Here is a 13684-nt window from a genome sequence, read left to right as displayed (position 1 = left end):
CATTTCATACATAGTTTTTAGCATACTTTTATCATGCAGGAGTTATGCATCTTTCAGGTTGTTTTACCACTTGCACATCTGATGCCCTATGACCCCACGCGTTATAGCTCTCCTATGCCGAGAAACCCATCGATGCCCCCAAGTGCCGTCCCTAGGGGTCCCCTCTCTTAACAGTTTGAACACATGAGGCTGTCCCGAACGGCCACGGCCCGCACCATTCGCGCCTCGACGCATAAGCGCCGCCAGAGTCTCTTGAGATCCTGGCGGCGCATCTTTACATCTGCACTGCTCGCAACACGACAGTGGGCACCCAGCGGCTCAGCAGCACAAAATGCCCGGCGCCCTGTCGCCACGGCGCCCTGTCGCCACGGCGCCCACAGCAACTCGCGGCTCACAGGGCGCCCCCAAGCGCCCTGCAGCTAGAAGGCGCCGCCGCCTCCGCCGCCGCCAAAGCCGCCTCCGCCGCCGCCAGAGAACCCGCCGCCTCCGCCGCCGCCAGAACTGCTGGAAGAGGCCGCCAGCGCGGCCACAGAAGCCTGGTAGCTCGACCGAGAGGCCTCTTCGAAGACCGAGGCCGGCGAGTCCATGCGCCCATAGGTGCCCCACCACATATAAGTGGGCATGAAGTCCGGGTCTTCCAGCATTTGCGGAAGCACCATGCGCAGCTGCTTGATGACCTCGTCGGCAACGCCCAGCACCACAGCCATCACCAGCAGGCGGTTCCACAGCACCACATCGGTGGGCACCGCCTCGTCCAGACGGGTGAACTCCTTGAGCCAGCGACGCAGAGCTTCCAACTTCGCGGTAAGCTCCACGGCCTCAGACGACAATGCCTTCAGATGCACCACCACAATAGCCGACACCACAATGCCCGCCACAGGCGACAGCAGGCTCAAAAACATGGGAAGCGGCGCCTCGAAGATCAAGAAGGCGAAGAATCCCAAGAAGGCCGCCAGGCCGCACAGGATGATCATCAGCACGCACCAGCCCCGGCCGTTGCTGGAATCGGTAAAGAACCCTCGCAGATGCGCCTGACCCTCGGCCGTGTCCTTCCACTCCTTATAGGCATCCATAAAGCGCTCGGGCTTCTTCTTGGCCACCTTTTTGATGTCGTCAAAGTCCAGCTCGATGCGGCCGTCGGAAGGCTTCTCATAGCCCTTCACCCGAGGCGCCACCGTCTTGAAGAGCAAGTCCAGCAGGGCATTATCGATAGGATCTTCGATCTTTTGCGCACGTTTGGGGTTATAGGTAAGCCTGTAGGTCTCCTTCCCCCTGGAGAACGCGCCTTTCTTGGGCGTCTGCACGTAGGAAAGGTCCACGGCCCCCTCATCCGAGATCCTCATGAGCGTTGCCGTAAGCTCCGGGCTTCCCACCTCGTCGTCATGGATCAGCGCGCCCAGCACCGCCGGATGGTCATCGCTCGGCACATCCCTAAAATAACGGTCCTCAAACACCGGCCTGTGCTTTTGCTTGTAACGCCTATAGAGCAGCAGCGACACCACGCAGGCCACCGCGCCCACGGCCACCACCAGGGTCAACGCGCCATAGTAAATGGAGCGTGCCATCTCGCGCCTGCGATTAGCCTCGTCGGCCCAGCGCTGCTCCTGCTCCAAGATGGCGCTCATACGCGACTCGCCGGAAGGCGCCACGCTCAGCCACTCCACCGGGAAGGTGATGCGCGCCTCCGCATAGTCGTCGCTGCCCACTGAGGGCACCATGTACACCACGTCGTCGCCCGAGAAACGCACCTCTCCATCCAGGGTGCCGTGGCCCCAGGCCCGCACGTTCTGCTCTGGAGTCACCTGCTGCCCCGCCGGCACCGGCAGATGAATGGTGCAGGTCACATTGTGCGAGGTCTCATCCCACCCATCCGAGACAAACTTCCAATAGAGCTCCCCGGTATCCTTCCAGGCCGTGGCCAACTGCGGAATGGAATAGGTGATGCGATAGGTTACCTGCTGGTCCTCTGCCGGGTTATAGAGCTTTGCCTCCACATAGCTGCTGTATTGGGTGAGCTCGTAGCTATGGGGATCGCCGGAGTAGTCCTGCACGAACGGCTCAAAACTCCCGTTGTCGCTCACCACTCCCACCGATTCCACCTCAGGCTCCAGCTGCCGCCCCTCGTAGTTTCCCTGAGGCAGCCGCCAGTAAACGCCGTTGAAGTCGCCGTCAAAATCAAAGGTGCGATCTTCTGTCACGTGCAGCGTGCCATCGGCATCCAGCGTGGCATCGATAGCCACCCGAGATATCTCGTAGGATTTCGCCAATGCCTGCGTGGGGGCTGCCACGCACATAGCCATGCATACTGCGATCAATGCCAAAACTGCCGAGAAGGCGCCACCACTGCGGCGCCACACACTTGAAACCATGGACTACCTCCAAAAGGAGCGGACGGTCCCCACAGTCTAAGGAAGAACTGAAAAGACTACAAGCAGGCTAAAGCGTCTCAGTGACGTACCAAATCCCCTGCTCTTCCTGCAGCCGCTCCAGATACTCCCGAGGCGTCATCACCGGCACAGGAGACTTTTCAAATCCTGAAGCATCCCGTGTGAGCAGCACGTCAGCCCTGCACTCCTTGGCAGTCAGCGCCACCAAGCAGTCTTCGAAATCCTCCCAGCCCCAGACGCATGCTTCTCTAATGCACCCCGCATCCACCGATGCCACATGCAAAAAATCCAAGCTTTCGTAAAATGCCCGCTGGAGATCCTCGCTGCCCACCTCGCAAGCCACGATATAGAACACATCCGTAAAAGACTTAGCACTGCACCAGAGCTGCACGTCGCCCAACATCTGAGCCACCCGCAGCTTCACCGTGGCATCAAAAAACGGCTCTCTTTTGGCAAAGTAGTCCACCAGCACACAGGTATCAAGAAAGAGCCTCGTAGTCACGGCGCCTCCCCTCTGCCAGCGCGCGCCTAACATCCAACCCTTCCAGATGCACTCCCTCAAAAGTGGTCGCCGCTAGAGACCGGCGCAGCTCCTGCATCTGCGCCCCATCCAACCCGCGAGGCCCTCGCGGCAAGACCGCCACCGCCTCAGAAGCCCCCTCCCCTGGGAGCTCCCCTGTTTGAATCAGATGATTAAAGGCTGCATTGACCAAATCGCTTACCGTGGCCCCTTTAGCCCGCAGTGCGTCCACTCCTTGCCGCTTTATCTCATCAGGGACCCGCGCACTGATAGTCGCCATAGACTCCTCCCATTCCTAAATTGGAAGAAGTGTAGCACGTATTACATACCCGCCTCCACCTCGCGAGCCACAAAAAAGCGCCCCGACTTCCAAGGAAACCTGGGCGCGTCTGACTATCTCAATCCCATCCTACCGCTAAGAGAAGCTCCTGGCAGCCGGAGTGCGGCTCACCGTGAGAGGCTGCGTAGCCTCAGGAGACGTGGTTACCGTGTAGGTGATGGTAGTGGTCTCCTGGGGATTCTCCTGCAGCGAGCAGGTCCACTCGTCGTATCCGTACACCGAGTGCTGCGCTACCGAGAAGACCCCTCCCTGGCCTTGGATATCGGAGATATAACCCCCCGCGGGTGCAAGCAGGTACAGATGCGTAAGCATGTCACCCTGACTACGCTTGTCTGGATTGCCGCCATAGACATAGTAAGGGGCAGTCGCAGCCTCCTCAGGCGTCATAGCGTTGGTAACGGTGGTGGTCACCGGATAGCTCGTCGAGCCGTCAGCGTTCTTCACACCCTCGCCCACCTGGGTGTTCATGTTCAGATACCAGTCCATCTTGGACCAGGTGTAGTCGTTGGTATAGGTGCCCAGCACAGGTTTTGCAGGATCGGCCTCCAATTTGCCCGAGAAGCCCAGAGCGTCAATGGCCGCCTCTTGATCAGGATCAGCCATCCACACCTGGAAGTTGCGAGTCAGAGCACCGTCCAAGATGGTCTTGGCCAGGTCGCCGCTGTCGGCATGGCCAAGGCCTGCGAAAATGGCCTGGAACGATGCGCCGGCGACGCCCGAGAAGAACGCATCCTGCGCATCCACCGGAATGTTCCAATAGGTGTCATGCATAAGCACAGTGGCAGAGTTAGAACCGTCCACATGGATGCCATTCACATCCACCGACTGCCCTGTCACCGCCAGCAGCGACTGCAAAAACACGGGGTCAACAGCCACCACGCCATTGACCGCCTGATTCTTAAATGCCAGCCAGCTTTGAGCGGCAGCCTCTGCGGCACGCGGGAACTGCGGTGTCATCATGGCCGAGCCAGGATTAAACGCAGCACTACCCATATCAAAGGCAGCAGATTCTTCATCTGTGGGAGTAAACCCAGTGCCAGCATCCTGACGGGCATTCTGCAACGAAGCAAAGTCACCATTAAGAGCAATCTTGCCGTCCGTCACCGTCATGGTGCCCCAGGCTCCGGGGAAGCCACCGGAAGAACGAGTCTCCACGTTGTTGAGAGCCACCACCAGGTAGGTCTTGGTCTGCCCATCAGCACCCAGCATCACAGGAAGCTGGGGCAACACATCGTCTGCCTCATCCAACAAGTCGCTCGCCTGGGAAAGCATGGACTGAGCGCCCTCAAGCACGTCATTGATCTTCTGAATATGGAACGGCTCCAGCGACTGAATCTTATGGATGGTATCCGTGAGAGGAACCTTGATCGCAAGTACCGCATTGACGACCTTCTGCAGGATGGGGATATCCACCTGGCCGCCGTCCTTCACCAGCGACTTGATGGACACGCCATTAAGGTCATTGGAGAAGGGCAGCAAGCCGTTGTGCATAAAGTCGTTGGCAACGCCCACTAGCTCGCGTCCCTGACGCACATCTTGGCCATAAACCGGCACGATCTCAGCCACGGTCCACAGAGGGCTCGACAGACGATCTGCCATGGTCTGAGTGCTCTGAGCCAGCGAAGCTGCCGAGCTAGATAGCTCATCCGACTTACCATTCATCAACGCATCTTTATACACAGCAAGTTCCTGCTTGGCATTCTGCGCCTCAGACTTGATAGCCTTCAAGTCCTCATACATAAAGAAGCCGCAGGTACCTCCCACAACTACCAGCACTGTTAGCACAATGAGCAGGATCTGCCACCAGCGAGGCCCCCTGCGAACAGGCTTGCCTGGCGCCCCAGCGCCCTTGCGCGACTTCACATAGGAAGCCGCATCGCCAGAGTACCGAGAGGCCGTAGGCTGATAGGGCTGTGTGTAGGGCGAAGCCCCTTGCGGGGCATTGCCAACCGATCCAGCGGAACGACTATGAGATGCGCGATAGGGAGAATCGCCTTTGGGACGATAGCTGGGACGAGAAGAGCCGGAGGCCATGTGCTTGGCAGACAAAAGAACTCCTAAAGGTAGGCTGCAGCCGAAGGTGGCAGTCAGAAATCAGACACGCTTGGGCCGTAAGAAAAAGCCCGACAGCCAATCTACCACTATATGGATAGATTAATGAACGGTTTCTACCCCTTACGGAGCGACTCCAACAAAACCCAATCTCCTGCAGTAAACTATCCGGGTCCGCAATTAAAAAGACAATCAGAAACAGCATCAATCTATCCCAGCAGCTCCTGCCGAGAAACCCGACCTCCGTAGCTGTAAGTTCACTCTCGCTCTCTAATGACAATGCCTGCAGGGTTGACGGTGTTTGCAGGGTTCGTAACCTCGCGCCTGAGCCTCCGAGAGCGAAATTGCGTGCCTACTCTCCTTCAGATGTCGACAGCCGGCGTTGTGATACTTCGATCCTGTGTCCGTGATATACACCGTCTGCTCGTTGCGCTGAGCCTCTACCGCTGCAGCCTCAGCCTGTTGCGCCGCCTCCGCCTCAGCAGCTTGACGCTCAACTTCGGCCTGGCGTTCAGCTTCGGCTTGGCGCGCCGCTTCCTCTTCGGATGCACGCTGTGCTTCTGCCTTGACATCTGCGATTTCCTGGGTCTTCGCATCATCCAGCACAAAGGCTACCGTGGCAGACAGATCGTCGCCCGAGCCATCCACCGCCAGCGTTTGCCCGCTGGCCACAAACACCATGTCAGCAAGGGTGACCTCCGATGTTTTAGCTGCCACAGAATAGGCCCCAGGCTCTAAGATCAGCGTGCGCGAGGACCCCGGCACCACCGATACACTCTGAGCCACTTTTTCGCCATCGTCAGCAGTGCCCGTGACTTCCACTACAACCGAAGCAGCTTCAGCATCCTCCATGGGCCACTGCTCGGGTACCACCACAGACACCCTCACGTCCGAAGCCTGTGGCTCCTCCTCTGACTCAGGAGCTGCCTGGGCAACCGGAACTGGCGAAGGTGGTTCTGGGGCATTGGGAGGCGTTGCGGGTAAACCACCAGCAAATGCACTGGTAATCACTGACAATGCCAGAACTCCACCCAACGCCCAGCTTGCGATCACCTTGGGACTAAATCCCTTGGCATGTTCCATAGCAGTGATGATTACGGTGCGCACATCATCATCCAGCTCCAGCATAGAATCCTGCTCGAACTCCGCCTCATCAAAAGCCTCTGTAGCGTTCCTCATGACCAAGGACTTTACGGTCTGCCATAGATTCAATCCCATGGTTGCCTCCACAGGTTTACAAATTCATAAACATCTATAAGTTCAATAACAATTTACTATCAGAATATACTCTATAAGATACTCATTAACCCGAGCTATCCGCACCAAAGGTTGACTGCACGCAGCCAACCTCGCTACAACCAGCCCATCAGCTCGCACTCACACTCAACCTGGAGCCCTCATAGATTCGAAGACAATCAAACCTCAAACAACGAGCTCACGCCCAAAATGGACCACCATTGGGTCGAATCCTGCACCTCAACAAATCACTCCACACACCAGCTTTAGCCAAAGCATTATCCCACCCGCATCTGGGCACGAAGATCCCAAGACCACTCAGCGCCAGCTGGAGGCTCTTAATCATTGGCGTTCACTTGCCGGCAACCATCCAACCGCACAAGTCACCGTAACTACCGGCGGAAAAGAAGTCATCCAGGACACCACTGGAACCATTGGCGACTCCCTCGCCGAAGCCGACCTCCTCCTGGCCATCAAAGGCACGCGCGAGTACAAAAACGCCGTCTCCAAGACCCGTACTCAGGCAAAAGTGGCAGCGGCACAAGCAGCACAGGACTTCGAATCCCGCCTTGACACCCTTACTTCCATTGGCGACCTCGCCCCCACTCCCCAAGATCTCGCTTGGTATGAGAGTAACCTTGTCGACGTTCAAAGCTGGCACGTAGACCCCGAACCCTTCAACGAGCCCGAACCCTCCCTAGACGCCATCGCCCAAGAACTCGGCCAGGAAGCTCGCACTGCCGTGAATCCCCTCGCTTTTTGGAATACCAAGCAGCTGCGCCTGGAATTCATCGCCCAGCGCGCTCAAGACCGAGTCGTCGCTGCCCGCCAAGAATGGGAAGTCCGACGCGATGCCTTCCTTGCCGCCCAAACTGAGCGCGCTCAATCCCTTGAATCTGCCCGCGAATCTGCCATGGACTGGCTCACAAAAGCCTTGGAAGGCGACCCCAACTACGTTACCGAGAAAATTATTCAAAGCCTTAGCGAGCTCAACCTTCCCTTAGAGCTTTCCCTCCAGCTCTCCTTCGAAGCCCCCACACTCACGATCATGGCCTCTTTCGATCCCGAGAAAACCTTCCCCCAAGAGCGTCCTTCCACCCTCAAAGCAGGATGGCTCCGCACCAAGCCAATACCTAAGAAGGATCTTTCGATCTTGATAGATCAATTCACTCCAGAGCTATGTCACGTTCTCGCTGCCGTAGGTTTTGACGTAAGCCCTACCATCGAGCAGGCTCATGTCAATCTCTATTCCGACAATGTGCTTTTAGGCGAGTACGAATACACCCGCACACAGTAACCTTCGGTTGTCTTTTTACATCATTCGCATTATGTTATTTAAGCTCCAACAAAGATCGCGATATATAAGGCATCATATAATATGAATCACTCCGTCGCATTGTGTGGTCTCAGTTGACTCTCAAAATGAAGACCCCCCCCCGATTGCTTCTCATAACTCTTGTTCTAATAATTGGTGCGAGCGTTGTTTTGTGCACTACACAAGCTGACACATCATCAATACATGCATCTATTGACGACGTAAGCCTTTCTTTGTCTAATCTCAAAACAAATAAAACCAAGTATACCAACGCATTTGACGAACCATTTTTTGCGTACATAAAAAGACTTCACGAACAGTACGGAGCTAAATTTAGCTTGTACTGCTATTTGTCTGACATAAAAGATATAGGCACGTCCTACCAACATGACTTTGCCAACACTTCCGATTGGCTCAAATTCGGCCTGCATGCGCCCGATACAACCCGAGGCTACTCCAACGCCACATACGATCAAGGGAAACAAGATTGGATTAGCTTTTCTAAAGCCGTTCAAGACCTTACTGGGAACATCGGGTCTCTTGATCGAGTAGTACGCCTAGACCGTTTTAATGGATCCAAAGAGGCATTACTAGGAATGAAAGATGCACCCTATGGCGCCTGCGGCCTTCTCACCGCAGACGCTGCTACTCGCCCCAGCTATTTCCTCAATAAAGAGCAGCTTTCACAGCTGCACAACAACGGGGAACTCACAGACCAATCGACCAGCCTCCAATTCTTTTCAACGGACATGCGTGGGGAATGGTTCTCGCTCTCATTTTTCTCTGAATATGAATATAGAGTCCCTCAAGCAGCTTCTGTTTACACAGAAATAGAGAGACTTTACTCCCAAAATGCGCCTGAAGTTGCTGATAAACGACTGATTTTCTTTACTCATGAATGGCAACTATATGACGGGAAAGGTCTCAATCAAAATATCTCATGGCTCGAAGATCTTTGTCTGTATAGCAGAGATCACAACGTCCCTTTTAGATTTCCGCTGCAATAGCCCTCCTCTTATTTCACAACGAGTTCGCATGCATGTTCTCTTCAAGAATCTTTCTAAAAGAGCAACAACAAGTATGTGAATAAGCAACAATGCCATAAGGTTGTAAGAAGTGCCCTTTATTGATCTCGCACTCAACTTCCAAAATGCCCTTAATGGCTAGAGTTACCTGGAGAGCCCACATTGATGCATAAGGTATCAATAATAATCCCCGCTTACAACGTAGCCACCTTTTTGCCGAGATGCCTTGAATCTGTTTTTAAACAGACATACAGTAACCTCGAAGTACTGGTTATTGACGACGGGTCAAAAGACGATACGCTTGCTATCGCCCAACAAATCGCAAAAAGTGATTCTCGCTGCATAGTAATCCATCAGCCCAACGCAGGCTTATCCGGTGCTCGCAACACAGGCATCGATAATTCCACGGGCGATTTTCTTTTTTTCCTAGACTCCGATGACTTCATTGGATCACAAGAAATCGAGCAGCTCGTCGATCGGCAATCTGCCACTCAGGCTGACATGACTATCGGTGGATTTACTTTTACAGATCCAGAAGGTCAGTCTCTTTCCCGTATATGCGCACCATCTGAGCTTATTGATGAGGAACAATTCTGGGATCGAGCTATGGGCCACGCAGATTCTGTTGAGTTTATCGTTGCCTGGGGAAAGCTCTATAAAAGAGAGTTGTTTTCCCACGAAAGATTCGATGTGGGGAAACTCCATGAAGACGAATACATCATTCATCGTCTTGCAGCTCAATGCTCTCGTATTGCAACTGTAGCGATAGATGATTATTACTACGCTCAGAACCCTCAATCGATAACCCATGCAAAAACGGTTGTGAACTATCTTGACGCCTCTGAAGCACTTTTAAAGCGCATTGACTATCTCACGGATAAACATTGGTTTGCACCGGCCTGGGAGGCTCTCTCTATCGCGAAAGCCCCGTTATCTGAAGCTCAATATGCATCAGATCCAGACCCAACCATTAACCAAAAACGCCTCAAGTATCTAAAAGATTGCTGGGATGCCAGATACGATTACCTGACTTCATCGTTTAAGCCCTCGCGCTCTTTTAAAAATATTCTTGCAACTAATTTGTTCCGCCACGCCCCAAATCTTTTCACAAGCATCAAGAAAGCGATCCATTAGCTATCATGAAACTCAAGCCATTTACTCACTACATAGGGGCAGTACACCGCCGCACTTCCTTAGCCTCTGTTGTGCCAGCATTTGCCTCTCACCAGAAGCATCACTCTTCTTCGGTCATTGTTATGGGCACCCCAACCCATTCGAACCTCGGCGATCAGGCTATCGTCTATGCGCAGGAGCAGCTGCTATCAGATGCAGGTCTTAATGACATTGCCTTTGAGATCCCTAGAACCACCTATGAACGTTTTCATGGTCACATTGACCATCTAGTCCGTCCTCATGACCTCATTATTATTGATGGAGGAGGTAACTTAGGCACTCTTTGGCCTGAAGAAAATACCTTTATCAATACTATCCTTAACAAGTTTAAGAACAATCATATAGTCATGTTTCCTCAAACCGCTTATTACGAAGACACTCCTCTTGGACGAATCACTCAAGAAGAAACAGCACAGGTGTTCTCCGAGAATCCTAATATAGTCTTCTATTCTAGGGATCAACCTACTTATAAACTTATTAAAGTACTATCTCCTCAAACTACAAATTATCTTGTCCCCGATATAGTTCCCTACCTAGAGTTAGACGATCTATACCATGAGAGGAGCGGCGCATTACTCTGCTTAAGATCTGACAAAGAGCGCGTTCTTGAACCTAAAGATGCAGAGACCCTTGAGTGCTTTCTAAGAGACAAACTTTCTTTAGTTCATAACACTTCAACTCTTTCTGCAACTCAATTCATTGGTCGCGCCAGGCGCCCCGAAGAGCTACAGGCGAAGTGGAATGAGTTTGCCTCCGCGAAACTGGTCGTTACAGACCGTCTTCACGGAATGATTTTTTCTGCTATCACCGGGACACCTTGTGTCGCATTAGACAACGTAAGCCATAAAGTTCAAGAAGGAGCCTCTTGGCTTTCTGACATACCGAATATCAAGGTTGCTACTTCGGCATTCGAGGCCAAGCAGGCTATTCAAGATATTCTTGAAGTCGGCCCCCTAACTTATTGTCGTGGCCAGCGCGCACCTTATTATGAGTCAATCAAGCAGGTGATCCTTGATGCAATCAAGTAAGGTCGCTACGGCCTTCAATGTTGCCTCAGCGATCGTCACTCTCGTGGTTCAAATGGGAATTAGCTTCGTCTTATCCTCATACTTGGTTGCCACGGTAGGTGAAGCAGCGACCGGCTTTAGCCAACTTGCGAACAATTTTGTATCCTATGCGTCGTTGATTACCTTAGCTTTCAACTCAATGGGCTCACGCTTTATTGCCGCTGCCTACCATCGCGGCAATAAAAAAGAAGCCACTGCCTATTACTCTACTCTCGTAGTATGCAATACAGTCTTATGTCTAGTTTTCCTTCCTGTTGCAGCAGCTGTTGTGGCAAATGTTCAGCAGATTGTCGATCTTGGCAATGCTGATCTCCAAGATGTTCAGCTCCTGTTTTCCTTTGTATTCGTAAACTTTGGCGTGAACCTCTTTGTCTCACTGTTCTGCAGTGCCATGTTCGTCACAAATAAGCTCTACATTCAGAACATGATCAATTTAGGACGCAATGTCCTAAATGCTGTATTTCTTCTTTTTGCCTACTCTGTCTTTGAGCCCCAGATCCATTATGTGTCGCTGATCGCTCTCACTTTGTCGCTAATTAGCGTCCCCATCTGCTATTGCTTCAAGCGGATACTAATTCCCAAAATTACATTCAAGTTTAACGACTTTTCTTTTTTCTTTATAGAAATGCTTACCTCTTCTGGCATTTGGAATACCGTAAATCAAGCAGGGAACGTTCTCACCACAGGCCTAGATCTCCTATTTGCCAACTGGTTTGTGGGAGCAGGTCCAATGGGCACTCTCTCAATTGCAAAAACCGTTCCAACCGCAATTATTACTCTTGCAAGCACACTTAATAGTAATCTAGAGCCGGAGCTAGTCATTGATTATGCCAAAGAGGGCACCAGCGGGATGCTTGCTCGTCTCTGGCGTGATATTAAATTATCGAACTTAATTTTGTCCGTGCCTATTGCCGTGTTCTGCTGTCTTGCCGTACCGTTTTATTTGCTTTGGGTGCCATCTTTGGATGCAAACCTTCTTGCAACTCTTTCTTTTCTTTCGATCATGAACTATATCCCTTGGGCGGGTCTTCAGACTCTTTATAATGTTTTTACAGCTACCAATCATCTTACGGTGAACTCTGTTGCATTTGTTGTAGGTAGCGCGCTTAACGTACTTATTGTCTTGCTCCTACTTGAATTTACCGATCTCGGTCTTCTTGCTATCGCAGGAACGAGTTCTGTTATTGGAATAATCCGCAACTGCGTAGTAGTAGCACCATATATCGCACAGCTGCTAGACACACCCGTAAAGTTCTTTTACTTCGAGGCTTGCAAATCGGTGGGATGCTGCGCCTTCACTTGGACCATCACTGCCGGTATCGCTAGTTTTTTGTATCCCAGTACTTGGCTTATGCTTCTCGTAGTCGCCGTATTGTCATGTATTATCTGCTGGCTAATTGTTATCTTCATTACTTTTTCTAAAACCGAACGTCAGCACCTATTTGCAGCTATATTCAGAAAACTTCACCGTTAGGAAGCATTATGAAAAAGTTATTTTTCTTCGGCATCCCATTATCTGTTTGCAATCTTCGTTGTCATTATTGCTACCTTGCTCAAAGAGACTCGCAGTACGAAGGTATTATTCCGGCGATGGAATACGATCCCGACCAAGTTGCTTATGCAATGAGAATGGAACGTGTCGGTGGCCCATCATTTTTTAACCTGTGCGCAGACGGAGAGACTCTCTTACTTCCAAATATCGAAGAGTACGTTAGGAAGCTTGCTCTTGAAGGCCATTGGATCGAAATAGTATCCAATATGACCATTACAAAGAAGCTCGATCAAATACTCAACTTGGAAAAAGATACTCTCTCTCATATTGAATTCAAGTGCTCGCTTCACTACCTGCAGCTGAAAGAGCGAGGCATGCTTGATAAGTTTGCTCGCAATGTTAATGCAGCACGTCATTCAGGAGCTTCCATTACAGTAGAGATTACTCCTACAGACGAGCTTATCCCATATATCGAGGAAGTTAAGGAATACTGCATTTCAAATTTTGGAGCTTTACCTCATCTCACAATCGCAAGGGATGATGCGACTTCTGGCATTGAGATGCTAACCAACCTGAGTATCGAAAAATACAACGCCATCTGGTCCACATTTGATTCTAGCTTTTGGCGATTTAAATCTTCAATTTTCGGAGTCCGTCAGACAGGTTTCTGTAATGCTGGAGCCTGGTCTTACATGGTAGATATGTCTACTGGAAATACACGCCAATGCTATTGTGGAGTATCGGTTGGCAATATTTTCGCCAACCCAGATAAGCCTCTTCCCGAAAAACCAATCGGACGATGCCTACTTCCCCATTGCTATAACGGGCACGCCCTATTAACCCTTGGCACTATTGCTGACCTCACACCTGTTTGTTATGGAGATATTCGTGATAGAAAGTGTGCCGATGGAACTCACTGGCTACAGCCAGATCTAAAAGCAGCTTTCAATACAAAGCTTCAAGTTTCTAATTTATTGCCCCCTCCCACAGCACAGCGCTTTGATATTTTAAAGACGGACGTTTACGAAAAAGCAAAGCAGCTTAAATCAAAACTCTCATAAACTAATCATATATTTT

Annotated in this window: 10 protein-coding genes; 6 read left to right on the top strand and 4 right to left on the bottom strand. The window is 51.6% G+C overall.

Translation table 11 applies throughout. The features are described 5' to 3' along the window. Positions 1-419: 419 nt before the first annotated feature. The 4 genes from E5334_RS01400 to E5334_RS01380 all read right to left on the bottom strand — a co-directional run bounded on the left by E5334_RS01400 (position 420) and on the right by E5334_RS01380 (position 6517). Positions 420-2369: a DUF2207 domain-containing protein gene (locus tag E5334_RS01400; RefSeq protein WP_136011812.1), complete on the bottom strand. Its 1950-nt coding sequence runs from the start codon at positions 2367-2369 to the stop codon at positions 420-422. Between the two features lie 67 nt (positions 2370-2436). After that, the gene (locus E5334_RS01395) at positions 2437-2889 is read right to left on the bottom strand and encodes a type II toxin-antitoxin system VapC family toxin (RefSeq protein ID WP_167604246.1); all 453 of its coding nucleotides are present in this window, start codon (positions 2887-2889) and stop codon (positions 2437-2439) included. Between the two features lie 433 nt (positions 2890-3322). Beyond that, entirely contained in the window at positions 3323-5296 is a 1974-nt protein-coding gene (locus E5334_RS01385) for a DUF4012 domain-containing protein (RefSeq protein ID WP_136011809.1), read from the bottom strand. 273 nt (positions 5297-5569) lie between these two features. Next, on the bottom strand, positions 5570-6517 hold the full coding sequence (locus E5334_RS01380; protein WP_136011808.1) for a hypothetical protein: 948 nt from the start codon (positions 6515-6517) through the stop codon (positions 5570-5572). A 547-nt stretch (positions 6518-7064) separates the two neighbouring features. On the opposite strand from E5334_RS01380, the gene E5334_RS01375 reads away from it, so the two are divergent. The 6 genes from E5334_RS01375 (at position 7065) to E5334_RS01350 (ending at position 13668) form a co-directional block, all read left to right on the top strand. Next, positions 7065-7832 (top strand): hypothetical protein, encoded by a 768-nt coding sequence (locus E5334_RS01375; RefSeq protein WP_136011807.1) that lies wholly within the window; start codon positions 7065-7067, stop codon positions 7830-7832. Positions 7833-8083: 251 nt separating this feature from the next. After that, a complete protein-coding gene (locus E5334_RS01370; protein WP_136011806.1) occupies positions 8084-8857 on the top strand; it encodes a hypothetical protein in 774 nt (257 codons plus the stop codon). 183 nt (positions 8858-9040) lie between these two features. Next, positions 9041-10009 carry a glycosyltransferase family 2 protein gene (locus E5334_RS01365; RefSeq protein ID WP_136011805.1) on the top strand — a complete coding sequence of 323 codons (969 nt, stop codon included), beginning with the start codon at positions 9041-9043 and terminating at the stop codon, positions 10007-10009. Positions 10010-10014: 5 nt separating this feature from the next. After that, complete coding sequence (locus E5334_RS01360; protein WP_136011804.1) at positions 10015-11076, top strand: polysaccharide pyruvyl transferase family protein; 1062 nt, start codon at positions 10015-10017, stop codon at positions 11074-11076. Further along, on the top strand, positions 11063-12589 hold the full coding sequence (locus E5334_RS01355) for an MATE family efflux transporter (protein ID WP_136011803.1): 1527 nt from the start codon (positions 11063-11065) through the stop codon (positions 12587-12589). The genes E5334_RS01360 and E5334_RS01355 overlap by 14 nt, the downstream gene beginning before the upstream one ends. A gap of 8 nt (positions 12590-12597) precedes the next feature. Continuing rightward, positions 12598-13668: a radical SAM family protein gene (locus E5334_RS01350; protein WP_136011802.1), complete on the top strand. Its 1071-nt coding sequence runs from the start codon at positions 12598-12600 to the stop codon at positions 13666-13668. The last annotated feature ends 16 nt before the right edge of the window (positions 13669-13684 follow it).

It is taken from the genome of Muricaecibacterium torontonense (assembly GCF_004793925.1).
In the GTDB taxonomy this organism is placed as follows: domain Bacteria; phylum Actinomycetota; class Coriobacteriia; order Coriobacteriales; family Atopobiaceae; genus Leptogranulimonas; species Leptogranulimonas caecicola.
This window is presented reverse-complemented; position numbering and strand designations above follow the sequence as displayed.

Excerpts from the sequence above, each read along its gene's own strand:
- E5334_RS01400 (WP_136011812.1), bottom strand. The coding sequence starts at position 2,369 with ATGGTTTCAAGTGTGTGGCGCCGCAGTGGTGGCGCCTTCTCGGCAGTT.
- E5334_RS01350 (WP_136011802.1), top strand. The coding sequence starts at position 12,598 with ATGAAAAAGTTATTTTTCTTCGGCATCCCATTATCTGTTTGCAATCTT.
- E5334_RS01380 (WP_136011808.1), bottom strand. The coding sequence starts at position 6,517 with ATGGGATTGAATCTATGGCAGACCGTAAAGTCCTTGGTCATGAGGAAC.
- E5334_RS01355 (WP_136011803.1), top strand. The coding sequence starts at position 11,063 with ATGCAATCAAGTAAGGTCGCTACGGCCTTCAATGTTGCCTCAGCGATC.
- E5334_RS01360 (WP_136011804.1), top strand. The coding sequence starts at position 10,015 with ATGAAACTCAAGCCATTTACTCACTACATAGGGGCAGTACACCGCCGC.
- E5334_RS01365 (WP_136011805.1), top strand. The coding sequence starts at position 9,041 with ATGCATAAGGTATCAATAATAATCCCCGCTTACAACGTAGCCACCTTT.